Annotated in this window: 19 protein-coding genes; 13 read left to right on the top strand and 6 right to left on the bottom strand. The window is 41.1% G+C overall.

The genetic code is table 11. From position 1 onward, the window contains the following. The first annotated feature begins 94 nt into the window (after positions 1–94). From BCY91_RS15725 to BCY91_RS15685, 9 genes are read left to right on the top strand one after another with little or no spacing between them, the layout of a single operon-like run. A complete protein-coding gene (locus BCY91_RS15725) occupies positions 95–3,034 on the top strand; it encodes a SusC/RagA family TonB-linked outer membrane protein (RefSeq protein ID WP_182995415.1) in 2,940 nt (979 codons plus the stop codon). A 12-nt stretch (positions 3,035–3,046) separates the two neighbouring features. Beyond that, positions 3,047–4,741 (top strand): RagB/SusD family nutrient uptake outer membrane protein, encoded by a 1,695-nt coding sequence (locus BCY91_RS15720; RefSeq protein WP_120183005.1) that lies wholly within the window; start codon positions 3,047–3,049, stop codon positions 4,739–4,741. 13 nt (positions 4,742–4,754) lie between these two features. Next, positions 4,755–7,826, top strand: a complete 3,072-nt coding sequence (locus BCY91_RS15715) for a SusC/RagA family TonB-linked outer membrane protein (protein ID WP_182995414.1) — start codon at positions 4,755–4,757, stop codon at positions 7,824–7,826. Positions 7,827–7,833: 7 nt separating this feature from the next. Continuing rightward, a complete protein-coding gene (locus BCY91_RS15710) occupies positions 7,834–9,612 on the top strand; it encodes a RagB/SusD family nutrient uptake outer membrane protein (RefSeq protein WP_120183003.1) in 1,779 nt (592 codons plus the stop codon). Positions 9,613–9,667: 55 nt separating this feature from the next. Further along, complete coding sequence (locus tag BCY91_RS15705; protein WP_120183002.1) at positions 9,668–10,666, top strand: Gfo/Idh/MocA family protein; 999 nt, start codon at positions 9,668–9,670, stop codon at positions 10,664–10,666. 20 nt (positions 10,667–10,686) lie between these two features. Next, positions 10,687–11,790, top strand: a complete 1,104-nt coding sequence (locus BCY91_RS15700) for a DUF4855 domain-containing protein (RefSeq protein WP_120183001.1) — start codon at positions 10,687–10,689, stop codon at positions 11,788–11,790. A gap of 40 nt (positions 11,791–11,830) precedes the next feature. Then, positions 11,831–14,329, top strand: coding sequence for a family 20 glycosylhydrolase (locus BCY91_RS15695; RefSeq protein WP_120183000.1), 2,499 nt, complete (start codon positions 11,831–11,833; stop codon positions 14,327–14,329). Position 14,330: 1 nt separating this feature from the next. Next, the gene (locus tag BCY91_RS15690) at positions 14,331–15,047 is read left to right on the top strand and encodes an SGNH/GDSL hydrolase family protein (RefSeq protein ID WP_120182999.1); all 717 of its coding nucleotides are present in this window, start codon (positions 14,331–14,333) and stop codon (positions 15,045–15,047) included. A gap of 26 nt (positions 15,048–15,073) precedes the next feature. Next, positions 15,074–16,501 (top strand): L-serine ammonia-lyase, encoded by a 1,428-nt coding sequence (locus BCY91_RS15685; protein ID WP_120182998.1) that lies wholly within the window; start codon positions 15,074–15,076, stop codon positions 16,499–16,501. Here BCY91_RS15685 and BCY91_RS15680 read toward each other — a convergent pair. Beyond that, positions 16,498–17,709, bottom strand: a complete 1,212-nt coding sequence (locus BCY91_RS15680) for an ROK family transcriptional regulator (protein ID WP_120182997.1) — start codon at positions 17,707–17,709, stop codon at positions 16,498–16,500. The genes BCY91_RS15685 and BCY91_RS15680 overlap by 4 nt on opposite strands. A gap of 210 nt (positions 17,710–17,919) precedes the next feature. Here BCY91_RS15680 and BCY91_RS15675 point away from each other — a divergent pair, with 210 nt between their 5' ends. Together BCY91_RS15675 and BCY91_RS15670 are read left to right on the top strand one after the other, a co-directional pair. Next, positions 17,920–19,362, top strand: coding sequence for a carbon starvation CstA family protein (locus BCY91_RS15675; RefSeq protein WP_120182996.1), 1,443 nt, complete (start codon positions 17,920–17,922; stop codon positions 19,360–19,362). Between the two features lie 110 nt (positions 19,363–19,472). After that, a complete protein-coding gene (locus BCY91_RS15670; RefSeq protein ID WP_120182995.1) occupies positions 19,473–20,597 on the top strand; it encodes an acyltransferase family protein in 1,125 nt (374 codons plus the stop codon). A 975-nt stretch (positions 20,598–21,572) separates the two neighbouring features. Here the strand turns inward: BCY91_RS15670 and BCY91_RS15665 are convergent. Genes BCY91_RS15665 through traM form a run of 4 tightly spaced genes read right to left on the bottom strand, consistent with a single transcriptional unit; the run spans position 21,573 to position 23,966 of the window. After that, positions 21,573–21,836 (bottom strand): helix-turn-helix domain-containing protein, encoded by a 264-nt coding sequence (locus BCY91_RS15665; RefSeq protein WP_120182994.1) that lies wholly within the window; start codon positions 21,834–21,836, stop codon positions 21,573–21,575. Beyond that, the gene (locus tag BCY91_RS15660) at positions 21,833–22,168 is read right to left on the bottom strand and encodes a hypothetical protein (RefSeq protein WP_147387951.1); all 336 of its coding nucleotides are present in this window, start codon (positions 22,166–22,168) and stop codon (positions 21,833–21,835) included. The genes BCY91_RS15665 and BCY91_RS15660 overlap by 4 nt, the downstream gene beginning before the upstream one ends. Beyond that, positions 22,137–22,892 (bottom strand): hypothetical protein, encoded by a 756-nt coding sequence (locus BCY91_RS15655; RefSeq protein WP_120182992.1) that lies wholly within the window; start codon positions 22,890–22,892, stop codon positions 22,137–22,139. The genes BCY91_RS15660 and BCY91_RS15655 overlap by 32 nt, the downstream gene beginning before the upstream one ends. A gap of 24 nt (positions 22,893–22,916) precedes the next feature. Further along, positions 22,917–23,966: a conjugative transposon protein TraM gene (traM, locus tag BCY91_RS15650; protein WP_120182991.1), complete on the bottom strand. Its 1,050-nt coding sequence runs from the start codon at positions 23,964–23,966 to the stop codon at positions 22,917–22,919. 384 nt (positions 23,967–24,350) lie between these two features. Here traM and BCY91_RS15640 point away from each other — a divergent pair, with 384 nt between their 5' ends. Both BCY91_RS15640 and BCY91_RS15635 read left to right on the top strand, forming a co-directional pair. Further along, positions 24,351–24,806, top strand: coding sequence for a toprim domain-containing protein (locus BCY91_RS15640; RefSeq protein WP_120182989.1), 456 nt, complete (start codon positions 24,351–24,353; stop codon positions 24,804–24,806). 129 nt (positions 24,807–24,935) lie between these two features. Beyond that, entirely contained in the window at positions 24,936–25,205 is a 270-nt protein-coding gene (locus tag BCY91_RS15635; RefSeq protein WP_182995291.1) for a plasmid mobilization protein, read from the top strand. Positions 25,206–25,437: 232 nt separating this feature from the next. On the opposite strand, the gene BCY91_RS15630 is transcribed toward BCY91_RS15635, so the two are convergent. Next, complete coding sequence (locus BCY91_RS15630; protein ID WP_120180570.1) at positions 25,438–26,649, bottom strand: site-specific integrase; 1,212 nt, start codon at positions 26,647–26,649, stop codon at positions 25,438–25,440. Positions 26,650–26,886: the final 237 nt, after the last annotated feature.

Here is a 26,886-nt window from a genome sequence, read left to right as displayed (position 1 = left end):
ATATCTTTAATTGTTCAATTAAGAGAGTTCATTAGAACACACCAATTAAAACCATATTTTTATGATTGATGTTTACTTGCGAAAAAAGTGCTTTATGGCCTTACTGCTCTTATTCGCCTCGTCTCACTTCGTTACGGCACAATCTATTAAGCTAAGTGGAGTTGTAAAATCTGAAGCCTTTGATATGCCCATTTATCAGGCTAAGATTTATGCAAACGGAAAACTAGCAAGCAGCACAGACCGCGCAGGCAATTTCACGCTGAGTTTAGCAAAAGGACAGCAACTAAAAGTAATTGCGCAGGGCTATCTGGCATTCGCAAAAACAATTGAGCGTGCAGATAGCTTAATAGTTTATCTAAAAGATAATCCTTTAGGAGCAGACACTACCTACCAGACGCTTTACACGGGCGCCTTGAAGCGTAAGCTTTCTACCGCAGCTATAAGCGAGATATATACTTCGCAATTAGAGTTAACCAACTCCAGAAGTACCGGAGGTTTGTTAGTAGGGAGAATGCCGGGATTGTTTACGAATCAGTCTAGCGGAGAGCCAGGCGCTGATGCCGTATCGCTAAGTTTAAGAGGAGCAACGCCGCTCATTATGGTTGATGGTACGCCACAAAGCTTTGGTGCGATTAACCCCGAACAAATTGAATCTATCACCTTGTTAAAAGATGCCGTTTCTACGGCAATGTTGGGCATGCGCGCCTCAAATGGCATACTTTACATCACTACCAGGCGCGGTAGAGAGGAAGCGCAAAAAATATCTTTTAAGGTTCAAAGTGGTATACAAACGCCGCTTGTGCTCCCTAAATCGTTAAATGCTTTTTCATATGCTACTCTGTACAATGAGGCTCTTGCCAACGATAATAAATCGCCATTATACTCATTAGAAGCTTTGGCAGCTTATAGAGACGGCTCTGATCCTTTTACTTACCCGGACGTTAATTGGTACGATCAGGTGTTGAAGAATAATGCCGCTTTCAGCCGTTTCGACTTAGCCGTAAGTGGTGGTGCAAAAACTTCAAATTACTTTGTTAATCTGGATTATCTAGATCAAGGTGGTTTGTTTCGCACCGATCCAAAGAACAGCTACAATACCAATGCAGATTTTAAAAGATACAGCTTTAGGTCAAATGCAAGTATTGATTTAAGTAAGATGTTTACCTCAAGCGTTCGTTTAGGAGCGCAAATTCAAAACGGGAACGAACCAGGGGCAACGGTGCCAACGATATTTTCTAATTTGTTGAGCACGCCGGCAAATGCCATTCCTGTTTTTAACCCTAATGGTTCTTTGGCCGGCACAGATAATTATCTAAGTAATATTTACGGGCAAACTTTTAGATCGGGTTACCGTTTATATAACCAAGTTGAGTTTAAGGTCGACGTAGATTTAAAAGCAAAATTAGATGTTCTAACCAAAGGTTTGTACGCAAAGGCGCTGGTTGCTTATAATTCCTATTTATTTGAGAACATTAACAGGGCAAAGCGTGAAGAAGTATTTGAGATGCAGGTGAACGCAGCAGGCGATACTACCTACACAAGAAGAGGTGCAGTTGGGGTTCCTATGAGTAACATTGGTACAGTGACCGGTAGAAACTCATCTTTATACGGCGAGTTTGCGTTGGGATACCAAAGAAGAATTGGCGTGCACGGCTTTGATGCTTATTTACAAGCAAGTAACGACAAGATGTCTTACAGTTCGTTACTGCCAGAAAACTACCGTGGTATTGCAGCAAAAGCATCTTATAATTATAAAGAAAAATATTTGTTAGATGTAGCTTTCGGTTATAATGGGGTGGAGCGTTTCGCAGAAGGACGGCGCTATGGCTTTTTCCCAGCCATTGGTTTGGGTTGGAATATAACTGAGGAGCGTTTTATGCAGTTCGTGCCTTTTATTGACTATCTAAAACTTAGAGGCTCATATGGTTTAACCGGTAATGTTAGCGCCGGAAGATTTACCTATCTGCAAAATTACGCTAGGGGCGCAGGATATAACGTTGGCACTACTCCTACAGGCGCAAATGGAATTATACAGGCAAGCCTTGCCAATCCAAATATTACTTGGGAGAAAGCTAAAAAACTGAATCTAGGCGTCGATGCCAGATTTTTTAACAATAAGCTTGGGACAACAGTTGAATATTTTGTTAACCATTTCTACGATTTATTGCAAAGACCCAATACTGGTTCGGCAATTTTAGGTGCTGCATACCCATTGGTAAATATTGGCAAGTTGGAAAGAAATGGAATGGAATTTCAGCTGACTTATCAAGACCACATCGGAAAATTCAATTACTTTATACAACCAAACATCAGCTATTTCCGCAGCATCAACACATTTATCGATGAGGCACCTAGAGAATATCCTTGGCAGGTAAGAACTGGTTTGCCTGGCGGGCAGCCTTTTGGTTATATCGCAGAAGGACTGTTTCAAACCAATGCAGAAGCCGCCTCAAGCCCGGTTATTGCAGGTTACACTGCGCGCGCCGGAGATATAAAATATCGCGATTTAAACAAAGACGGAACAATAGACTCGCGTGATGTAGCGCCTATCGGTCACCGCCGTCCGTTAACATTTTACGGCATAAATCTAGGGTTTGATATTAAAGGTTTTGATTTTAGTGCGCTCATACAAGGGGTAGAAAACAGACAGTTTTTTTTTACAGGTGCCAACGTATTTGAGTTCACTAACAATGGGAAAGGACAAGCTTTCGAACATCATTTAGGGCGTTGGACTCCCGAAAATGCGACAACTGCATCGTATCCAAGATTGTCAGTAGGTGCAAATCCGAACAACGAAGTTAATTCAAGCTACTGGCTAAAATCGGGTGACTATATGCGTTTAAGGAACTTAGAAGTAGGTTACACTTTACCGGCAAAAGTTACCAGAAAAGCCGGAATTGCAACTGCGCGGATTTTCTTCAATGGCGCAAATCTATTAACCTGGTCAGAATTTAAAGAAGTAGATCCCGAAAGCAACTCTGGGGGTTATCCAATTCCACGCACACTTTCCGGAGGCATAAATATTAAGTTTTAAGCTGATTATAAGATGAAGAAGTTATTATATATATTTTTGCTGGCTGGGGTAGTTGCCGTATATACAAGTTGTAACAAAGACCCCGAGACCAAACCCTTAGACGAGTTTACTGAAGATTATGTATTTGATCCGAATGATGAAACAGGTGTTTTAGCGGAACAATTTTTAAATAATATTTACACGCATCTTCCTTCTGGATTTAACCGAATAGGCGGAGATGTTTTAGCATCTGCAACAGACGATGCCATCTCGTCCAGAAATATTAACGGTTCTATTGAAGTATTACGGGGTAAAGGAAGGCTCAATAGTTCGGCATCAAATCCGGATGAATTTTGGTCCAGTGGCTATGAGGGTATTCGCAAAGTGAATATTTTTCTTTCCAAAATTGATGTTGTGCCAACAGGCGCTCAAAAAAAGGCTTACTGGAAAACTGATGCTAGGTTTTTACGCGCTATGTTTTACTTTGAGATGTTGAAGCGTTATGGTGGCGTACCAATTGTTGGAGATACTGTTTTTAAGCCGACAGATAAAATCAATCTCAAAAGAAACACATTTGAAGAGTGCGTAAACTACATAGTTTCTGAATGTGATGCCATAAAAGACATTACCCGAAAAGACCCTATTGATAATGGCGATTGGGGCCGTATCTCACAAGGGATTGTATTAACGCTTAAAGCCAAAGTGTTGAATTACGCAGCAAGCCCCTTATATAATGGCGGTAACATAGCTATTTCAACACCAAGTGCTCCTTATCAAGGTTATGCCAGCTATGATGTTTCGCGTTGGCAAAAAGCTGCCGATGCTGCCAAAGATGTTATGGATTTGAACTATTATGAATTGGCTCCTATCCAAAACATTTTTATCCAGCGCAGAAATACCGAAATGATTTTTGCATATCTACGCCCAACCACCAGAGATTTGATGTTAGACAATGGGTTGATTGGTTTTAATGAAGCAAACACGAAAGGTAAAGGTTTAACTAGCCCTACGCAAAACTTGGTAGATGCCTTCCCTATGATTAACGGCAATCCCATTACAGACCCTTCCTATAATCCGGCAAAGCCTTATGATAATAGAGACCCTCGCTTAGAACGTGCGGTATTTTTAAATGGGAAGCAATGGTTAAGGCGCGATGTACAAACATACGAAGGCGGGTTAGATAAGCCTAATATTGCTGGACAGTACCAGACAAGAACTGGTTATTATAGCAAAAAGTATATGAACTTTAACTTTCAGACGTCATTTGAGTATAGTTTGCAACACGTAAATTTCCAAATTTTCAGGTATGCCGATATATTGCTGATGTATGCGGAGGCACTTAATGAAGCCAATACCACCCCTCCGGCTGCCGTGTTTAACGTGTTGCGCGACATTCGTAAACGCGCCGGCTTATCTGTATCAAACGATTTCGGCATCCCTGCAACTATGACTAAAGAACAGGCACGCGACTTTATACAGAAAGAGCGCAGGCTAGAGTTTTTTATGGAAGAGCAACGCTATTGGGATGTTAGAAGATGGAAACTTGCAGAAACCCTTTTTAATCAGGATTTGATGGGTATGAAGATTATAAAAACAGGTAGCACTCTAACTTATGAGCGTTTTAAAGCCGATTCGATTGCTTTTGATTCCCCAAAGATGTACAGCTATCCAATTCCAAATGTCGAAATCCTTCGCAACCCAAATTTGGTTCAAAATGAAGGCTGGTAAAATTAGTTTTGAAATGAGAAGATTTATATTATTTGTATTCTGCTTACTGGCTACGAGCCTGTTAAACGTTCAAGCACAACAAAAAACTGTCGCTGGCACAGTAACAGATAGCTCTGGTCCTTTACCCGGCGCAATTGTATATGAAAAAGGAATCGAATCAAATGCGACTGTCACCGCAGTGGACGGCGGATTTAGACTTGCACTAAAAGGCAATAGTAGTACTATAATAGTTAAATTACTTGGTTATTTACAACAAGAAGTTGATATAGCGGGTAAAACTACGATAAGCATTAACCTAAAAAATGATACCAAAGGTTTAGAAGAGGTGGTAGTCGTAGGCTACGGAACTAAGAAAAAGATTACGCAAACTGGCGCAACCAGCCAAATTACCGGCGCAGAAATTCGCCAAAATCCTTCAGCAAGTTTACAAAATACTTTAATGGGGCGTTTGCCGGGTTTTGCAAGTCAACAAATTTCCGGGCAACCAGGTTCAGACGGAGCGCGTTTCAATATTAGAGGAGCCAACAGCTATACAGGCCAGGTAAACGTGCTGGTAATTGTAGATGATATTGAGTTTGGCCAACCACTGAGTGATATTGACCCTGACCAAGTAGAGAGTATCACCATTTTAAAGGATGCGGCCACTACCGCCATTTATGGTGCAAAAGGCGCAAACGGGGTGGTACTCATCACTACTAGAAGGGGAATTGCCGGTAAGCCACAAATTAGTTTTCGGTCAGAAACAGGTTTACAAGCACCTACGTTTAAATTCAAATATTTAAACTCTTATGAGGTAGCTACTTTGGCAAACCAGGCCGCAGCTAACGCCGGAACCCCGAACGTTTGGACACAAGAAGATTTAGACCATTTTAAAAACGGAACAGATCCGTATGGACATCCGGATGTAGATTGGTCTGACGTTATTTTGCGCAAAAATTCAAATCAGGTACGCAATAACCTAAACATTTCTGGCGGTACGGATAAAGCTAAATATTTTGTAACGCTCGGACAGTTATACCAAAACGGAATCATGAAAGATTTTTCTTCCGATGAAACTGGTTTTAATTCTAATTATTATTATAAACGGTATAACTTTAGAACAAATGTAGATATTAAGGCTACAAAAACGTTTGATCTATCAGTTGATATGTCGGGTTATATGGGCGAGCAAAACCAGCCTTGGTTGCGTGGAACCTCAAACAATCCTTTCTTTGAATTGAATGATTATAAGCGTTTGCCTCCTTTTGCTTACCCTATTTATAATCCAGACGGCTCGTATGGAGGCAATAATTCAAGCCAGCTGGCGCGTTTAGCCTACAATATTGTCGGACGGATGACCTATTTGGGTTACGAACGAGCGAATGAAAACGGCATTGTTACAAACGTTACTGCCCGCCAAAAGCTAGATTTCATAACCAAAGGCTTAAGTGCCAGAGCTGTATTTGGCTATAGTAACGCAAATTCGTATACCAGAGAGCTGAAACGGGGTTCTTTCCCTTCGTTTGTGTACGATTCAAAAACAGAAACGTATAGCCCTTTTGATCCGGCAACCCTGCGTCTTCCCGTAATGACAGTATCTAGCGACCCCGGCAGAATGAACAGAAGGATAAACCTTCAAGGTAATCTAAGCTACGACCGCACCTTTGACAAAAAACACCATGTTAACGGACTCGTTTTGTACAACCAATATACTAGAACACCGGGCGCAACTATTCCAGAAAGTTTTAGAGGCTTTTCTTTTAGAACAGGTTATGATTATCAATTGAAATACATCGTTGAGCTTTCTATGGGTTACAATGGTAGTGATAAATTTCCGAAACAGAATCGATATGGATTTTTCCCCGCGGCTTCTGTAGGGTGGAATATTGCGGAAGAGAATTTTTTTAAAGATAACATTAAGTTTATCGACTTATTCAAGATCAGAGCTTCTTACGGATTGGTAGGCGATGACGAACGCGCGGGTGCGGCGGGATCCTATGAATCACAAAAATACACGGAAGCTACTGGAGCCTACAATTTTGGCGAAACATATAATAGCACTGCTGATAATCAGAGTCGCTTATCCGAGGGGGCGTTGGCTAATACAAATCTGAGATGGGAAAAAGAAGAGTCTAAAAACTTAGGTTTAGATCTAAATGCTTTTAAAGGGAAGTTGCGTTTAACAACCGATGTATTTAGCAGGCTAAGAACCGATATCCTTAGAGCCAGACAAAGTGTGCCAGAATATGCAGGAGTAGGATTTGGAGTGGCAAATTATGCGAAATTAAAAACGGAAGGTTTTGAAATTGATGCTACGTACCGAGATAAAGTGAAAGAGGTATATTTCTCTATCAACGGTAACGTGTCGGTAGCCAAAAGTACCATCATCGAGGCTGATGAGGCAGTACCTGAGTTTCCTTACCAGGCACAAACAGGCGGGCCTTTAGGCCGCACTTTGGGTTATGTGTTTGATGGCTTTTATACTCCAGAGAACATAGCTACAAGTGTAAAGCCCGGAATACCAGTTGGACCTGGTGATTTGCGGTACAAGGATTTAAACAACGACGGAATAATCGATGCGACTGACAGGATGATTTTACCTTATTCTAATATCCCCAATACTATATACGGGGCAAACTTTGCAGTTTCGTACAAAGGAATAAGTTTGGCATTAACCTTACAGGCCGCCGCAAATTTTACTATGCGCGCAATATCAACCCAAATAGTGCCGTTTAACAGCAATTTGAGGCCGATACATTTAGATACCTGGACTCCGGAAAATCCAAATGCTACTTTGCCGCGTATTTTGCCGAATTGGGTGGGTACCGTAAACGACCCTAACACCTATGTTTCTAACTTTTGGGATAAGCGGGCGGACTATCTACGTATCAAAAGCGCCGAAGTTTCATATGCATTGCCTCACAAGCTTGTTCAACATATTTATTTAAAAGGTTTAAGAGTGTATGCAAACGGTAATAATTTGCACACTTGGATGCTTAAAGAGAAAAACGTTTATAATCTTGATCCAGAAAGTGTGTCAGGCACATACGTACAAAGCTATCCGCAACAGCGAATTTGGAATTTTGGCTTACAGGTTACTTTTTAAAATAGTTATGAAGAGGATATATTTAATAATTATAACATTAGGTCTCGTAGCAACGTCTTGTAAGAAAGCCGGTGATTTACTGGATCCTACAGAGACTTCCGAGATTACGCCCGAGAAAACCTTTGCAGACAGTACCTTAACAATGAAGTTTCTTAATGGTTCTTATGCGGATATAGCTTTTAATTGGGAATACAAAAAATATGGCTCTACCCGAAGTGGTAACACGGATGCTTCTGATGACGGCATTAGCGCTGTGGAAAATAACGGACCCATACACACTATTGTAGACGGTACGTTGTCGCCTGCTTTAAGTAGCGCATACAAGTCATCTTGGGCTACACCATACGCCAACATCCGTAGGCTAAATGTTTTCTTAGCAAACGTACAGGAAGGCCGCACCCCAATGCAGCCACAAACGCTTGCCCGCATTAAAGCTGAAGCGCGTTTTTTAAGAGCTTGGTATTATTCTATATTGGTGAAATATTTTGGAGGAGTACCACTTTTGGGCGACCAAGTGATTGACTCTGAACATATGTTTACCGAAAAACGAGCAAGTTATGATGAAACAGTTTCTTATATCGTAAATGAACTGGATGCCGTAGCGCCCATACTACCTTTAAATTATGACACTCGCCCTAATGATTTTGGAAGAGTAACGAGGGGAGCTGCCTTGGCGCTAAAAGCCAGAGTATTGCTTTTTGCAGCAAGTCCATTGTTCAATGGTGGCAACATAGGACAAGAACTGGGCGCGTCACCAGAACAAATAGCTGTTGCTGGTTATACCAATTTTGATGAGAACAGGTGGCGAAGGGCGCAATCAGCAGCTTTTGAGGTAATGAAGCTAAATCAATATGAATTGTATGAAGACCCTGAAGCGGCAAGCAACCCGCCGGGCTATAGTTTCAGTAGGGTGTTTTTACACAGAAAAAACTCTGAATATATTTTCCAGTATAACTTACCTCAAAACCGCGAGTTAGAAGCAGATTTTTTTGCGCCAAGCAGAAACTCATCTCTACGTTCTATGCCAACAAATAATTTGGCAGAAGCTTTTGGGATGATCAATGGCAAGCGCCGGTCAGAGGCCGGTTCTGGCTATAATCCAGAGAAGCCTTTTGAAAACAGAGACCCAAGATTTAACTATACCATCGCTTACAACGGTACTCCATGGTATTATGGGCCTGTGAATGCTAAAATCCCTGTTTATACCTACGTTGGCGCGTATTTAGATGGTTTCCAGAATAGGAAGTATCACACCGGTTATTTCTGGCGAAAAATGCAGGAAGAAAACACCATGTGGAACGGTGGGCCTAATACCGAGCGTTGTTTGCCAATGATTAGATACGCGGAAACACTGATGTCTTACGCAGAAGCAAGTAATGAACTTGGCGAAACAGATAAGGCTTATGATATGATTAAACTGTTAAGAAAACGCGCCGGTATTATTGAAGGTTCTGATGGTTTATATGGACTAAAAGCAAATATGACCAAAGAAGAAATGCGCGAAGCCATTATGCACGAACGCCGTATGGAGTTTGTATTTGAAGAGCAACGCTTTTGGGACGTAAGGCGGTGGAAAGTGGCAGAACAGTTATACAACGGTTTGCAACTTACAGCAATGAAGGTTACACAAAAAACGGCCGGAAACTTAACAGATTTCAATTACGAAGTAGTACCTATTAATCACGCTAACAGTAAACTGAAATTTTTGAAGCCTAATTATCTGTTTCCTATAGATCAGAAAGAAAGGGATAAAAACCGCAACATGGTGCAAAACCCGGGCTATTAATATTTAAGAGAGCGGTTTGCTCATTGATAAACGTTAGTAATAAAAGAAGGCAACAGTGAGAGGCTTAAAACGAAGAACATTTTTAAAACAGGCAGGTATAGCGGGGCTATCATTTAGTTTAACCCCGTCCTTTGCTTTAGAAATTCCTCGGCAGTCCTCTTCAAAAAAAATAGGTATTATAGGTTTAGATACCTCTCACAGCGTAGCTTTTACCAAAGCTATAAACGGAAATCCAGAGCGTTATCAGCATTATAAGGTTGTGGTTGCTTATCCGTATGGTACGCAGACCATAACTAGTGCAGCAGAGCGAATCCCGAAATACGTTGATGAAGTACGTCAGATGGGTGTAGGCATTACCGGTTCTATCACAGAGTTATTGCGACAGGTTGATGTAGTGCTTTTAGAAACAAACGACGGTAGGATGCACTTGCCCCAAGCCTCGCAGGTTATTCATGCCCGCAAACCGTTATTCATTGATAAACCTATAGCGGCTTCTCTTTTAGATGCCGAGAAAATTTTCGACCTAGCTTTAAAAAAAAATGTGCCCGTATTTTCATCGTCCTCTTTGCGTTATATGCCAAATGTACAGGCGGTAGCTAAGGGCGAGTACGGAAAAATTACTGCAGCTACTAGTTACAGCCCGGCCATAAAAGAGACTACCCATCCAGATTTATATTGGTACGGCATTCATGGGGTAGAAACTTTGTTTGCGGTAATGGGCACCGGTTGCAAAACCGTAACCAGTGTGTCCACGTCCCAGGCAGATGTAGTTACAGGGATATGGGATGATGGGAGAGTAGCAACATTTACCGGTATGCCAGCAGGCCCTGCTGTATTCGGTGGTACATGTATATGTGAAAAAGGAGTGGTACAACTAGGCCCATATACCGGCTACGAGCCACTTTTATTGGAAATCATCAAGTTCTTTGACACAGGTGTTTCGCCTGTGTCTAGTGCAGAAACACTGGAGATACTTGCATTTATGGATGCCGCATCAGAAAGTAAGAGGCGAGGTTCTTTACCTATTGCGCTAAAGGATATGTTCAATAAATAAAATCTTAAAGCCTTCTGATTATGAAAAAACCTATTGTATTGGCGCTTGCTGCGTTGTTGCTGTTAAACTTCGCCTGCCAGAAAAAGAAGGAGGACGGCAACCTGCCTAAGCAGCCAATCCCCTCTGCTTCCCGAAGTTCTGATATGGTTTTAATTTACCACGGTGGTGAGCAAAGGCCTCTTTGGAATACGGCGGAAATAAAGCACTACGTCTTTCGCCCCAATGCGACCGGTTTGGATTGGCTATTTGATACCTTTCTTTTTTTAGAAATCCAGGCAAAAATCAATAAAAAAGCTTACGATTTTGGCTCGGCAACATCTTATACCTTAAAACCAACAAAAGCTGAGTGGGAATGGTTAATCCACAAAAATTTTTCAGCGATTTATGGGCCTGCAGCTATTGAGAAAGTATTGGACAGCTTGCACAATGCAGGACATAGTGTGCCGTCAAAAAGAAAAATATTTTTTGGAATACCAAACCCTATTGTTGGTACAAAGTGGGGCGCTTTAAATAAGCAAGAACTGGATTTTGACAACGAAGCAGATCGCCTAAGAGCCGTACAGTGGTATGTAGATCAAACTATCGAGCAATTTAAAAATAAAAACTTTAAATATTTAGAACTGGCCGGCTTTTATTGGATTCCAGAGTCCGCAAAATATGATCTTTCTATTATTTCTTCTGTCACTGCTTATGTGCATCAGACTAAGCACAAAATTTGTTGGATACCGTACAACTATGCTCCTAATGCAGAGCAATGGAAGGAAGTAGGCTTTGACATTGCTTACCAACAACCTAATTACTTCTTTGATCTGGATAAGTCAATTTATATCATGAGCAGAGCACTTACTTTCGCCCGAGATCACGGAATGTCAATGGAAATGGAGTTTGACGCAAAAATATTTAAGCCTGGTTTTATAGATCGGTTCTATGATTACATCAATTTATTTGATAAATATGGTGTTTGGGATTCCCCTTCCGTATCTTATTATGAAGGTGGGGGGGCTTGGATGCAGATGGCTACCGCAAATGATCCATTGGTGTTTAAGGCTTATACAGACCTTGCCGACATAATCGCTCGGCGACAACAAAAATTAAATTTAGAACTTGGTAATAATACTGAATAGCACCTTTCAGCTTGTTTGTGTTGTTATAAATTATCTCAAAATGCTTAGAATATTATTTTTACTGCTATTAACAAGCGCTACATGTTTTGCGCAGGATATTGACGTTTCAAAATTGAAAGTTTCTTGGCAGGTTACAGGGGTAGAGGAAGATGAGGCTAAGATCCATGCCTTGTTAACCATTATTAACCAATCAACCCAGACATTGCCTGCCTCCGGTTGGAAACTTTACCTTAATTACGGCCGCACAGTGTATCACACTCCAAAAACCGTTGTTTGGGAAAGCATTAACGGAGATTTAAATCGGATTATTCCGCAACAACGATTTGTGCCACTGGCGCCAGGCGAAAAAGTGGAAATTCCTTACACCGCAAGCGGTAGAGCCATCAATTTTAGGGATGCGCCGGGCGGATTCTATCTGGTTTGGGATAATAACCCAACTATGGGCTTTCCGCTAGAAGAAATAACCGTGTTGCCACTTAATGAGGCATTTTACACCAAACATCTTTTACCGGAAGATATATATAGAAGAAATTTAGGGATTACCAAACTGCCTGCAGACAGTATTTCCAAAATATTTCCTACACCGCGACATATTGCTATGGGAAAGGGGATTTTTAAGTTGAATTACAAAACCTCTATCGTTGCCGATGTGGCATTTAATGCAGAACGCGATTTGTTGCAGCAAGAACTTCAAAATATTTTTGGACTAAAACCTTCATTTACAAACAAAAACGCTAAAAACAGCATCAGATTGGTAAAGCAAGACACGCTCAAACCAGAAGCTTACCTACTTAATATTACCCGCGACGGAATCAGTATTTCGGCATCTTCAAACGTCGGCGTTTTTTACGGTATCCAATCGTTAAAAAGTTTAATTCCTGCCCAAGCCTTTGTTGGCAAACAGCAAGTAGTAAAGCTGCCGTTTTTAAAAGTTTCGGACAGTCCACGCTTTGGCTACCGTGCCTTTATGCTTGATGTCGCACGAAACTTCCATCCGAAAGAAGAGGTGAAAAAGCTATTGGATGTAATGGCGCTTTATAAACTAAACGTATTCCATTTCCATTTAAATGATGATGAGGGCTGGCGACTTGAAATTCCGGGTTTACCCGAACTTACTCAGGTTGGCGCGCAGCGCGGACATACCGCCGATAATCTTAATAGCCTTCCCCCATCTTACGCTTCTGGGCCAAGCATAAACAAGTTGCCGGGCAGTGGTTTTTACAGCAAAGCCGATTTTATGGATATATTAAAATATGCCACACAAAGGCACATTCAGGTTATTCCAGAAATAGAGACTCCTGGGCATGCAAGGGCGGCTATTAAATCTATGGAAAGCCGGTATAAGCGTCTGATGTTAAGTGATGCTAAAGAGGAAGCGGAAAAATACCTGTTAACAGATTTGCAAGACAGTTCCGTTTACCGCTCCGTACAAAAATGGACCGATAATGTAATTAACGTTGCCTTACCATCGACTTATAATTTCATCGAAAAAGTGATTGATGAAGTTGTAGAGATATATAAAGAAGCCGAAGCACCGCTAAAAACTATACACATGGGTGGTGATGAAGTTCCGGCTGGGGTGTGGGAAAAATCTCCGGCGGTTGTAACGCTTTTAGAATCAGATGCAACGATGCAGTCTGTTGATGATTTGTGGTATTATTTTTACGGCAAAGTGAACGCCATTCTACAAAAGCGTGATTTATACTTGTCTGGCTGGGAGGAAGTTGCCTTAAGGAAAACGAAACTTGATGGTAGGCTGAGGTACATACCTAATCCGCAATTTGTAGATGAGAATTTCCACGCATATGTGTGGAACAATTTAGGCGGGGCAGATTTAGCTTACCGATTGGCGAATGCCGGCTATAAAACAGTGCTAGCGCCCGCTACCAACTTTTATTTAGACATGGCCGCATATCCAGATTTTGATGAACTAGGTACTTATTGGGCTGCATTTTCTGATTTAGATGGTCCTTTTAAATTTGTTCCATTTGATTATTACAAAACAAGCTTTGGAACCACAAATAATTTCAACACTGATCTTGGAAGCAATCACCGGCTAACAGATTTTGGCAAAAGCAATATTGTGGGTTTGCAAGCATTAATATGGTCAGAGAATGTAAGAAGCAATGAACAAGTGGAGTATTTGTTTGCACCTAGAATTTTAAGCTTTGCAGAAAGAGCTTGGGCTGCAGACCCAAATTGGGCAGCGGAACCAGACAGTGTTAAGGCTAACCGCGCCTACTTAAACGATTGGAACAAATTTGTTAATCGTATAGGGCAAAAAGAGTTGCCTTTCTTAGATCAATATACCGGCGGTTTTTTATATCGAATACCAAAGCCCGGAGCTATAGTGAAAGATGGGAAGGTACACGCAAATGTTCAAATACCATCTATGAAAATAGTTTATACGGTGAACGGTGATATACCTACATATTCAGATCAAGAATATCATGAGCCGATAAAAGAACGGGGCATTATAAAATTAAGAGTATTTAACGCGCAAGGGCGCGGAAGTCAAACCGTTACCATAAGTAATTAAGATGTTGTGCCAAAAGAAGGTATGGGTTACCTGCTGTTTGCTTATAACATTCTTTGTAGCACAGGCACAGCGCGTTGTGGTGAACAAGGGTATTGGAGGTAACAACTCTGCTGATTTATTAAAAAGGATTGATAAGGACGTGATTGCCCAGTCGTCGGATATGGTTATTTTAATGGTAGGTACAAATGATATGGTTAATTCTAAAAAGTTTATATCTTATGAAGTTTATCGTAAAAACTATGATACCCTAGTTTCAAAAATGCGGTCGTGTGGAATAATCCCCATCTTGTTATCTTCGCCTCCTATAGATACCGGCTACCTTTTTCAGCGCCATGTGCGTACGCTTTTTACAGAAAATCCAAACCACAAGATTCTTAAAATTAATGCTTTTCAGAAAAACTATGCAGATTCTCTGGGTCTTCATTTTATTGATATTTATCAAGCTTTTACAAATGTAGGGTCGCCTAACGGCTCATGTAAATCTTTGATTATAAATGAGTGCAACAAAGGTATTGCAGATGGCATACATCCTACAGAAAAAGGGTATAAGTTTATCGCGGATAAAATTTATCGCTACTTAAAACATAATAAGTTGTTAAAGCCAGATATGGAAATAATCTGCTTTGGAGATAGCATCACCTATGGTGCTTACATGAACGGTGAAGGTACGGCAACCGGTGATACTTATCCGGCTGCATTACACCGAAAACTAAATTAGGCCATACATAAGTTTTACATTACTAAATGATACAATCTCGCGTTTCTGTTTTTGATATTCTTAAGGTGGGTGTTGGCCCATCAAGCTCTCATACATTAGGGCCATGGAGAGCAGCGCAGGCTTTTCTTAAACTTATAAAACAAAAGTGCGGGGCTTTTTCAGGGGTATCTTCTATCACCGTGATTTTGTACGGTTCTTTGTCTAAAACCGGTGTTGGTCACGGAACAGACAAAGCTATTACCCTAGGTTTAGCGGGCTTCGATCCGGTAGAGATGGATTTAAATACGCTCAATGCTGAAATCGAAAATATCACACAAAGCCAAACAATATTGTTGGCTGGCAAACATACTGTTCCTTTTTCTGTAAAAAACGATATTGTTTTTTTGAAAGACGAAACATTGGACTTTCATCCCAACGGACTAACTTTTAAAGCTAGCATTGGCGGGCATATTTTACAAGAAACTTATTTCTCTATGGGCGGAGGTATGATTCAGAAAGAATCTGAAGAAAAAATTGAAGACCACGAAAATACAGTACCATATCCGATTAATAATGCGACACAGCTTCTAGAGTGGTGTAATAAAAGCGGGCTATCTATTAGTGCCGTAGTTTTAGAGAACGAGAAAGTTAAAAAAGACAAAAATGTCATTTATGCCGAATTAGACCATATTTGGCAGATGATGTTAGCAAGTGTGTATAAAGGCTGTAATACTGAAGGCGTTTTACCCGGAGGTTTAAACGTTCGGCGACGGGCGGCCATACATAACCATCAGCTTTTAGCCGGTAAGCTTTACTTGGATGTTTCTAGCTGGTTAACAGCCATCCGCAATAGTGGCAATGGTTTCCAATACACCTTGGCATGGGTAAGTTGTTTTGCACTTGCTGTAAATGAGGAAAACGCAAACTTTGGTCGTATAGTAACCGCGCCGACAAATGGCTCGGCTGGCGTAGTCCCAGCAGTTTTGTTGTACTATATTATTTTTTGCAAAGGCTCTTCGGAGCGGAAGATTAAAGATTTTTTGCTTAATGCCGCTGAAATAGGCGCTATATTCAAAAACGGTGCAACAATATCTGCCGCCATGGGCGGTTGCCAGGCCGAAATAGGCGTGAGTTCTGCTATGGCTGCTTCTGCCTTAACAGAGGTTTTGGGCGGTAGCCCCGGCCAATGTTTAATGGCTGCCGAAATAGCTATGGAACACCACCTTGGGCTTACCTGTGATCCGGTAGCTGGACTGGTGCAAATACCTTGCATAGAACGGAATACAATGGGCGCAATGAAAGCAATTACAGCAGCTCAGCTTGCGCTTAATGGTAGTCCGGATCTTGCTAAAGTTTCTTTAGACGATGTGGTGAAAACCATGTGGGAAACCGCACTGGATATGAATGCAAAATATAAAGAGACCGCCGAAGGAGGCTTAGCAATAAATATTCCAGTCAGTTTGTGCGATTGCTAGTGCAATGCCAACAAACGGTTGCGAACCAAAAGGCATGCACCAATAACGCCCGCTCTCTCTCCAAGTTTAGACGTTTTTAGTTGCGTGTCGGCATGTACAAGGCTTAAGGAGTATTTATTGATGGCACTTTTAATAGGTAAGCGAAGATACTCGCCGGTTGACGACAGTATACCGCCCATGAGTATAAGTTCGGGGTTAAACACGTTAATTAGTAGAGCAATTCCTCTTCCTAAATTGCTGCCCACTTCAGCTATCAATTCTATTGCTAAGGTGTCATCATTATTTGCGGCATCAATAATTGCATTTAGGTCTATATCATCTATTTCTGTCCTAATCAGCGAAGAGGAACCATTGCGCAGTCTTTCTTTAAACATCCTTACCAATGCCCAGCCCGAGGCTTCGGTTTCTAAGCATCCTTTTTTGCCACATCTGCATATAATTTCATTTTCAAAGATAGGGATATGGCCAAATTCGCCCGCAAACCCGGATTTGCCATAATATAATTGGCTATTAATCATAATTCCCATCCCTAAACCGTAATCCAAGTTGAGGTATAGCACGTTTTTCTCGTCTTTCACAATTCCCGAATTAAACTCTCCAAAAGCCATTGCACGCGAGTCGTTTTCCAAGAACGTTTTATAGCCAATTTCACGTTCCATAATCTTGCTCAAAGGTTCTTCATCAAAATGAAAAAAGCTATAACTATAGCCAGTTGCATAATTAATGCGCCCGCTTAAATTTACTCCGATTCCCAAAATTTTATCTTTAGGAACGTTTAGCTCTTTGATAAAAGATTTGATAAGTTTACATAGCTTTTGTAGCGATTCTTTTTCGTTGGTGAGTAAAAATGGTTGGTTATCCAGCAGCTTAATAATATTTTTCTGTAAGTCGGAAGCGCCAATGTTAATATGGTCTTGTTTAATATCGACACCAATAAAAAAAGCTGACTCTGGCACTAAACCATAAATTTTTGGGCGTCTGCCGCCGGTTGAGTCAACTTTGCCATAAGCTTTAACCAACCCATCTTCAATCAAGTCAGTAAATATATTGTTGATTTTTGGAGCGCTGAGTCCCAATTCCTTGCATAATTCTGCGATCGTTGAATTCCCTGTATTAGCAAAATAAGATAACACAGACTTTTTAATATTAATATTTTTATATGCTACGCCAGTGATGTTCTCATTCACTAGCTCATCAAAAAAAGTCATAACTTTTTCAGTTAAAGGTTATTTATAAGCCCATTATCTTAAGCAAACACAGATATTCGGTAAATTTTTTTGAGCTTAGTGATTTTTTCAAATATAGTGATTTACAGTTCACTAAAAATTTTATGCTAAAAGATTTTTATAAGGCTAAATATTTTCGAGAACTTATAAATAAAATTTAATAAGTTAGCGTTCAGATAACCTAGAGCCGTTATGATTTCTTTCCTTATTTCAATTTTTGTCCTAATTGTGGGCTATTTTTTAATATCCAAATTTTGCGAAGGTATTTTTGGTGTAAATCCAAACCGTGCAACTCCGGCAATAGCGCAACAGGACGGAGTAGATTTTGTCCCTTTACCGGTTTGGAAGATATTTTTAATTCAATTTTTAAACATCGCAGGCTTAGGGCCCATATTTGGTGCTGTAGCGGGAGCCATGTGGGGGCCGGTAGCTTTTTTGTGGATTGTGTTGGGAACGCTTTTGGCAGGGGGCGTCCATGATTATTTTTCAGGAATGCTCTCTATTAGGCATAAGGGAGAGAGTATAACCGAAATTTGTGGGTATTATTTAGGAGACAACGTGAAGCACTTTATGCGTTTATTTTCGGTGGTCTTACTAATTATGGTAGGTACAGTTTTTATTATGGGACCTGCAAAGATTTTGGTAGACATTGCGGATGGGTTTGGCGGTACTATGTTTTGGGTGGCGATAATTTTTATTTACTATGTCCTATCTACAATATTACCAATAGATAAACTGATTGGCAAAATCTATCCGGTATTTGGGGTAGCACTACTATTTATGGCATTTGGGATTTTAGCGATGATGTTCGTCAATAAAATACAGGTTCCTGAAGTGAATTTCAATACCCTTCGTAACTTCCACAACCAGCCCGATTCATTTCCAATTTTTCCGTTTGTGTTTGTGACAATAGCATGTGGCGCAATTTCGGGCTTTCACGCCACGCAATCACCGCTCATGGCGCGTTGCATGACCAATGAAAAACAGGGACGCCCTGTTTTTTTCGGTGCGATGGTTACAGAAGGTATAGTCGCGTTAATATGGGCGGCAATAGGAATGTCTTTTTATGGAGGACCTAGTGATCTGAATGCGGTGATGACGGCCCAAAAGGGGAATGCGGCTTTTGTAGTTAATGAGATATCCCACTCTCTTTTAGGTAGCTTAGGAGGTATATTGGCTTTATTAGGAGTAGTAGCGGCACCTATAACTTCTGGTGACACAGCCTTTAGGAGCGCTAGAATCATTATTGCGGATATTTTCAAACAACGCCAGGACCTTCTAAAAAATAGGTTTTTAATAAGTATACCACTATTTGCTATTGCTATTCTATTGATGCAACTGGATTTTGGGATAGTGTGGCGTTATTTTGCATGGACTAATCAAACTTTGGCTACAATAGTTCTGTGGACGATTACTATATATCTTTACAAAAACAAAAAAAAATATATCATCGCCTTAGTTCCCGCCTCTTTCATGACTGCGGTCATAACCAGCTATTTATTGATTGCGCCAGAAGGTTTTAGCCTCTCGCCAGCAATTGGGTGTTTAGCGGGGGTTGCCGTGGCGGTCTTGGGTTTGATTTGGTTCTATTTAAGTGCACGTAAGCAAAAATCTTCTAATTCCTCGTACGTTTAAACTTTTGGACGTTCCGCGATTGAATTATCAAAAAAAGATACTTCTTACTAATAAGAGCCCAACTAGGTCTTTATATCATATAGTTTTTTTAATAATAAAATCTCAAAATCATGGCAACAAATGGAGGGCGGTTTTTAACTTTAGACGTTTTTCGTGGGCTAACGATAGCATTTATGATATTAGTTAACAATGCAGGAAACCATAACGCAGTTTACCGACAACTTCGTCATGCAAAATGGAATGGCTTCACAGGTACAGATCTTGTTTTTCCGGCCTTTCTTGTAATCGTAGGTATTGCTATAAGTTTTACCATAGACAAGTTAAAGAACATGGAAGCAACAGTTTTCTTTAATAAGGTGCTTATTCGATCTTTTTTAATTTATGCAATCGGATTCATAATCAGCAATTTCCCTTTTTATAGTTACATTGGTGATGACATTGTTTTTGCTAAGCCTTCTGACTATCGAATTTTTGGTGTTCTTCAGCGCATAGCTCTTACCTATCTTGTCACGACTCTTCTAGCGTACTACTTTAGTTGGCGCTTAATCGCTTGGATTGGCTTAATCATCTTATTGGGCTATTGGCCACTGTTGCAATTTTTTGGAGATTTTCCATCACCGCTAAGTCTTGAAAGTAATTTGGTAAGAAAGGTTGATGTTTATATATTCGGGGAGCGTCATCTTTACCAGCATTATGGCGTTCCCTTCGATCCGGAAGGGTTAGTGAGTACTCTCCCCTCGATAGTAACAGTTATAATCGGCTATTTAACGGGAATTGTAATTAAGGAGGTAAAACAGCCTAAAAAAATTGTTCCGTTGTTATTTATAGCAAGTCTATTGATGATTGGTTTAGGCTATCTGTGGGACACTGCGTTTCCTATAAACAAACCTTTATGGAGCAGTTCATATGTTCTATTTAGCGGTGGCTGGTCACTGTTGGTTTTAACGTTTTTATTTGTAGTGATCGATTTTCTAAACTTTACAAAATGGAGTTATTTTTTTGAGGTCTTTGGTAAAAATCCTCTTTTTATTTATGCTTTATCGGGCATTGCTATGTCTATTCTGCACCTTGTAAATTTTAATGATATTTCGCTTAAGAATCTAATATATGGCCAATTGTTCTCGCCTTACTTCAATGAAAAGAATGCGTCGTTAATGTTTGCAATTGTTTACATGATCGTAATGTGGATTGTTGCCTATGTAATGGATAGGAAAAAAATATACATTAAGCTGTAACAATGGTTTGCCATGCTAGTGACAAATTTGCCGCTTTTCACAGATGTGAGAAACTTGAATTTTAATTTTACGGTACTTAAATAATCTAACTTATGTTCAGTATACCTAAAGTTTTAAGAAATAGATTTTAAGCCAAAAATACACTTGATATGCTTAGAGATAAGTCCGAAAAATATTTGTCAAAGTAGACGGTTTATGCAAAGAAATTCTTCCAATCTTGAAGGACATGCGTATCAAGGCAGGAACTTGGACAGACACAACCGAAAGGCAGGCATACACGGACACGAGATGATCAGTTTGATGTTGCTGTTCCGCAGTGACCGGTTAGGAAGATTTAATCCTTTTACGCGGACTGTATAAAGTCACAGCTACGGGGCTCGTTTAAGGGGACGACTTTCTACGACCATTTTCTGAAATTGCTGTTGCGGTCCGCTTCTGCCGAACTGCTTTTCGGTTTGCGACTAAGCTGAGAAAGATGAAAAGGGCAAAGCTGAATTAAACGGAGAAAATCATGCTGAAAAGGAACTACAATTGAACTTGTGAACGACGACTTAGAGACATTTGAAAGCCGCATCACGCAAGGCGTTGCTCGGCGACAAGACATCTTCCTGTTTAATTCGTTTGACGCTCTTCTCTTAGCATTCAATTCGAGCAACAGGATCAAAAAACTAATGGTTGGTTCTTAACCTAACTTATGTTAATTTAAACCATTAACCACAAACCCTCACCCTCGTCTTCCCGCTTGGCTCAAAAGATGGCGTGTAAACAATTGATTCCATCTTTACCAAATCGTGAATGCACTTATGGTAAGTTGAAAAAGATTTGATTTTGCTCAACCTCATTAACACCCTCCGACATACGATGCAGGATTCACAGCCAGCTTTTTTCAGCGAGAGTATCGCTGAAAAAAGACTGATATGTGTAGCCCCGATTTGGGGTTCGCTTTTTGCCTTTTCTAAAAAAGCATTTAATATACTATCCATGGTTAGCCTCCAGCATTTTCTCAATTTCGCGCTTGTTGTAAAATAAGGTTCCGCCAATTTTGGACGGGTTCAGCGTTCCATTTATCCTTAAATTCTGTAAGGTTCCGGCGGAAATATTCAACAGCTTCCTTACGTCAATTCCTTTCAGCCATTTTTGGTTATCGGAGTTTTTGTTGGTGAAAAGTTGTTTGATGTCGTTCAGTAGCTCGGTTTTGAAGGTCTGTAAATCTGCTTTTGTCAATATTTCAATATTCATGGTTCTTGTGTTAAAAGTGAAACGGTACTCACATTTGTTTTTTGCCGGGTAGGGCAGTACTTCAGGTAACCGTATTCGTCAAGTTCAGCTATCGCTTGGTGCCAGGTTGCTTTGCTGGATATTTTTGCTTTTTGCATTACAACAGCTCTGGGCACGGGAAAGAAAGCGGCAGCGTTGTTCTCTAGCCATAATCCGTACAAAGTCAGATACAAAGCGGTGTGCGTGGTCCTAATGCGCGGGTCTTTTTTAATGCCTTCGAGGAAGTTCCTCAAAGGCATCAAAAAGAAATCATCCTTTATTTCACACGCTCTGTTTTTTCTGCTTTTTGCCATCTTTTTTGACCGTGGTTTCTGAAGGAATTTTAGCTGCTTTCTCCAGCTCTTGCTTTGGTTTCGGTTCATAAACATTTAAAGTGCGTTCCTTCGGATTCGCTTCTATAAATATCTTTACAGAGTTATCTCCGTCCATCATCACCATTGCCTGCCTGTTTCCTTTTTTCAAAGACTCTATCAATTGTTCTTTTGATAGGGCATTCTGGCCGGACGAAAAACCGAGATCGTCGATTGATTTCTCAATGTCATAATGGTAATTTTCGTGGTAGCGCTGTGCTTTATAATTTCCGTGTTCATCCGGGGTAGCGAGGTCAAGCTGCAACCATGCGTCATATTTTTCCTCCGTCGGCTGATATTTTACTTCGGTACCTTCGCCAACCTTTTCCAGTTTTGTCCAGGTTTTATAGATGGCGCGCCCTGATAGTAAATTGTAGGCTTCTTTTTGGGTAATGTTGTTTTCTTTGCCGATAAAGAAGCGTTGGTTCAAGCTCTTTCCGTTCGATTTATGCAGAGCCAGATCGTAACTGTTAAAGAAATACAGTTCGCTGGTAGCAGATTTCGAGAAGTTAAGCACAGCCGATATTTTGTCCGTTCCGTACTCGCCGTTGTAGGCCAGGCTAAACGATTTGTCTCCCAGTTCCAGTTTGTCTTTTAATTCCTGTTCCAGTCCTCGGCCAAAGCCGGAATAAAACACTTGGTTGCTCAAATACTCTAAATTTTTCATGTTCATGGGTATTATGTTTAAGAGTTAAAAAATAGATTTCACGGTATTGTCTTTCAACAGCAATTGGTAGCCGTCTTTGAGTTTAATGCGGATTTTTCTTTGCCTTTTGGTGAACAGGCCTTTTGCGGCAGATATCCCTGCTCCGGCTAGTTGCGCCTGTACCGACTCATCGAAAGGTAATAACGGCAGGCTTTCCACAGCACTGATAGATCCGGTTCTTGTAGCTTCCGATAAGATAGCATCAGGCACATTTATCCCCTCCATACCGTCAGCACGGTCGTATACCGAAATATCTACCGGGATGATCAAGTTGCCTAGCCTGATGTTCGTAAGTTTGGTTTTAAGCCTTTGATTGGTAATCTGGCATGTTCCATAAATAAAATGATTCTTGGGGATAAAAGTATGGTTGATCTCTACAGCTTCTAATAGTTTAAGCTTTACGACCGCGCCCTGCGAAACTTTTTGTTTGCCTTCAATTACTGCAGGTACCGCTTCAAAGCTTTTTCGCATCATCATTTTTGGAGCATTGTCTTTCTCCAAGCCTGGATGCTGGATCTCCCATATTTTATTCAGCATACCGTCCAGCTGTTCCATTTCTGGGTCAGGTTCTAATCGCTTAAGGTGCGTTGTCTCGTCCGCAAATGGTTCTCTGTCCGTAGTGTTTGCTTGGGGCGCCGGTGCATTTAAAATTTTTTCGAGCTTTTCCAGTTTTGTGTTCAGATGTTCTTCTTGCTGGTTTAAACTGCCAACGCCGCTTTCCGAATAATCGGAATTTCCACTTGTTGGACCGAAGTATTTGCCAAACCAAAAGTCGTTTCCGATTTCGTTCTGCTGTTCGGCGGAATCTTTCTCCGCCTCTTCATAAGAACCGATTTTGCTAAGGTTACGGTTGCCCTTAAGGTCTGGTGCAGGTAAATCTGTGAGCAGTTTTCTGTTTTCAGGTAGCGTTGCCTTTGCGGCTTGTCCACCATCGGCTAACCAAAATAAGAGGGTCAAAAAAGGAATCAGAAAAAGAGGAAAAACGTACAAAAGTTTTTTTGTGGCCGCTGTGGGGTTTAAACTGAAAGTTTTCATGGTTTGTTTTTAATGAGGTTTTTGTATACAAATTCAATTTTATTAAGACTATCTACGCTGACTTTAGCGTCATTTGGCGTAGGCAACACTATTTTTGAAACTTTTAAGGGGCTGTTTCCCAACAAAAGGATTACACAATTAACAGACGAACAGACTGCTAAAACCGCAAACAGAACTTTCGTTTTTTTGGGAGGTGCATCGTTAACGTATCTGTTCAAAAAGACGGCACTTCGGCGTTTAACCGCTTCCATTTTTTGAAAGAGGTACTTAGAGATAGGAATAGGTGTGGGCCTCAGGTTAATAGTTGCTGATTTCATTGGCTGGTGCATTAATGGGGTTGATGTTTTTGTTCAATAATATTCTCCAGTTTTCAATGAGGATACCGTGGGGATTGTTGTCGGTCCGCGCAACTTCAGGGGAGTAGGTTTCAAGAACGACTTAGGGGGATATGAGATACGGAGCGCGTTCTACAAATACAGCAGCGCGCCCAAAAGCTCGAGCACTTTCTGCAGAAACTCCAATACTGTAAAAGTTTTTGAAGGCTTCATGGATTTCCTCAGCTATGTAACCGTTGAAGACAAGTTCCCGGTCCTCCATGACATCATGGTCCTCAACGGCACCGGCCAGTTCGAAAAGTCGAAACCTTTCCTGGAGCGTTACAAAACAGTTGAGCTATACCTTGACAATGACCCCACCGGCAATAAGATTACGCATAACGCTTTAAAATCGTCCCCGAAATTTGTCGACTGTAGCAAGCTTTACCGGCCATACAACGACCTTAATGAATGGCTGATTATGAAAGGCTTTTCCAGAAAATCAAAACAGGCACTGAAACTCTAACCCCCAGCCCCAAAAAATGGCAGTTTGCCACGTTCCTGCAAACGGCAAGATGTCCGTTTGTGTCACAACCGGTTTTTTTGGCGCCCTAACTCCGGAGTCGTGGGCGCTGGAAGCTATTAGATAAAGACAATGGAAAAAGAGAGAAAACAGAACAGAAACCAATGGCTGCACCTGAGGCTGTCCGAGAGCGAAAAGATACAGATCCATAAAGCTTTCCTGAAGACCACGCAGAGGAAGCTGAGCGGTTACGCCCGCAAAATACTGCTGGAGAAACCGGTAGTCGCAACCTACCGCAACGCCTCTCTGGACGGGCTGATGGAAGAGCTGATCAAGCTACGGAAAGACCTGAACGGGCTGGCAAACAACCTCAACCGGACTGTCCTGAGGACGTTCGGATGACGGTAAACCGAGCGTAAACGCGGGAGAATTTGTGTAACGAAACCTTGACGTGCCAGCTGAAAAAGACACGCAGGAAAAGGCGCAAAAGAAAGCAGGATGTCTAGAAAAATCACATAGTTTAGGTGAAATATATTAGGTGTAATGAGTTTTCTAATGCAGATAATATTGGCTGTATTTAACACCCATAAAGAGTCCCAGTCAAACCTCTAACTGGGACTTTGCAAACTCAATTTTAAGAAAATTTCTCCCTTAGATGCGCCATGTCCCGGCCGATTTTAACATCTAAAATCTTAGCGTAATGCTGGGTCATTTTAATACTGCTGTGGCCGAGCATTTTAGAGACGGTCTCTATCGGCACATCGTTCAAAAGCGTTACGGTGGTGGCAAAAGTATGCCTTGCGATATGGTAGGTGAGCTCTTTTTCAATACCGCAGGTATCTGCAATTTCTTTTAAATAAGCGTTCATCTTTTGGTTGCTCAGCACCGGCAGAACAGTTCCTTCTGCAATGGATTTAGGGTGGTCTTCATACTTTTGCAGTATCTTTTTGGCGGGCGGCAGCAATGGGATCCGCGAGGCCACGTCGGTTTTCTGGCGGTGCGTATAAATCCACTCGTGCCCGTCCACACCTTTGATAATTTCCTCCTTTTTCAGCTTTTTTACGTCAGCATAAGCAAGGCCGGTATAGCATGAAAATACAAAAACGTCGCGCACCTGCGCAACGCGCTCAATCCTGAATTCTTTGTTGCTGAGCGCATCCAGTTCTTCCGCCGTCAGGAAAACGCGGTCCACTTTTTTGACTTTCGGTTTGTAGTTCAGCATCGGGTTCACAGTGATCCATCCGTTCGCCAGGCATATCCGGATGATTTTCCCAAAGTTTTTGATGTATTTGACCGCCGTGTTATTTGCGCAGCTGCGCACGGTCCTCAGATAAAAATCGTACTCGGTGATAAACTGGTGGTCTATCTTTCTGATATCCATATCTTTTACGCGGTATTTCCATTGGATAAAGTCAGCGGTATGCTTAAACGATGTTCTGTACCGCTCCAGCGTGCCGGCTGCAAACTCTTTCCCTGTCAGCGCTTCTACCTTTGAATTGTGCTCTTCAAAAACGCCCAATATCGTCCGGACTTTTTCTGTTGTGCCCAATATTTTATCACGCAGGGACATTGTGCTGATTGTCTCGTTATTTTTCGACAAGAACTCCTGGGCGTCATAGATCTTGACCTGCAATTGGTCGATACATCTGTTCAGCATCCTTTCGGGTTCACGGTTTCCGGTGGCGCGGCAGGTTTTTTTTGACCATTTGGAGGGTTCACATTTCCTGTTGAGCGAGATTTCGGTTCTTTTTCCTCCCGCTGTGATCCGGCAATAAACCGGCATAGGGCCACCGGTGTAAGCTTTGGGAGTTTTAAGATAAAAGTGAAGCTGGACTAAAGTACTCATAATTTTGGGATTAAAAGTTAAACAAAAGTATTTCTGCAACTAACCAAAATCAAGATGTTCGATGACTGAACGGCTTCTTTATCAGTGTGTTATCCGTCCAAGTCGAGAGTGCTGCCGGTACTATCTAAATACTCTCGATATACTCTCGTTTAAATAGAGAGTATTTACATATTTTAGCGTTTACCTTAAAATAAAAAAGCCTGAAATCATCTGATTTGCAGGCTTTTATCAATTTTT

This window comes from Pelobium manganitolerans (genome assembly GCF_003609575.1).
Taxonomy (GTDB): Bacteria; Bacteroidota; Bacteroidia; order Sphingobacteriales; family Sphingobacteriaceae; genus Pseudopedobacter; species Pseudopedobacter manganitolerans.
The sequence above is the reverse complement of the archived record's forward strand: the minus strand, read 5'-3'. Positions and strand labels throughout refer to the sequence as shown.

Coding starts and splice junctions, on each gene's coding strand:
- BCY91_RS15725 (WP_182995415.1), top strand. CDS start 95: ATGGCCTTACTGCTCTTATTCGCCTCGTCTCACTTCGTTACGGCACAA.
- BCY91_RS15720 (WP_120183005.1), top strand. CDS start 3,047: ATGAAGAAGTTATTATATATATTTTTGCTGGCTGGGGTAGTTGCCGTA.
- BCY91_RS15715 (WP_182995414.1), top strand. CDS start 4,755: ATGAGAAGATTTATATTATTTGTATTCTGCTTACTGGCTACGAGCCTG.
- BCY91_RS15710 (WP_120183003.1), top strand. CDS start 7,834: ATGAAGAGGATATATTTAATAATTATAACATTAGGTCTCGTAGCAACG.
- BCY91_RS15700 (WP_120183001.1), top strand. CDS start 10,687: ATGAAAAAACCTATTGTATTGGCGCTTGCTGCGTTGTTGCTGTTAAAC.
- BCY91_RS15695 (WP_120183000.1), top strand. CDS start 11,831: ATGCTTAGAATATTATTTTTACTGCTATTAACAAGCGCTACATGTTTT.
- BCY91_RS15690 (WP_120182999.1), top strand. CDS start 14,331: ATGTTGTGCCAAAAGAAGGTATGGGTTACCTGCTGTTTGCTTATAACA.
- BCY91_RS15685 (WP_120182998.1), top strand. CDS start 15,074: ATGATACAATCTCGCGTTTCTGTTTTTGATATTCTTAAGGTGGGTGTT.
- BCY91_RS15680 (WP_120182997.1), bottom strand. CDS start 17,709: ATGACTTTTTTTGATGAGCTAGTGAATGAGAACATCACTGGCGTAGCA.
- BCY91_RS15675 (WP_120182996.1), top strand. CDS start 17,920: ATGATTTCTTTCCTTATTTCAATTTTTGTCCTAATTGTGGGCTATTTT.
- BCY91_RS15670 (WP_120182995.1), top strand. CDS start 19,473: ATGGCAACAAATGGAGGGCGGTTTTTAACTTTAGACGTTTTTCGTGGG.
- BCY91_RS15665 (WP_120182994.1), bottom strand. CDS start 21,836: ATGAATATTGAAATATTGACAAAAGCAGATTTACAGACCTTCAAAACC.
- BCY91_RS15660 (WP_147387951.1), bottom strand. CDS start 22,168: ATGGCAAAAAGCAGAAAAAACAGAGCGTGTGAAATAAAGGATGATTTC.
- BCY91_RS15655 (WP_120182992.1), bottom strand. CDS start 22,892: ATGAAAAATTTAGAGTATTTGAGCAACCAAGTGTTTTATTCCGGCTTT.
- traM (WP_120182991.1), bottom strand. CDS start 23,966: ATGAAAACTTTCAGTTTAAACCCCACAGCGGCCACAAAAAAACTTTTG.
- BCY91_RS15635 (WP_182995291.1), top strand. CDS start 24,936: ATGGAAAAAGAGAGAAAACAGAACAGAAACCAATGGCTGCACCTGAGG.
- BCY91_RS15630 (WP_120180570.1), bottom strand. CDS start 26,649: ATGAGTACTTTAGTCCAGCTTCACTTTTATCTTAAAACTCCCAAAGCT.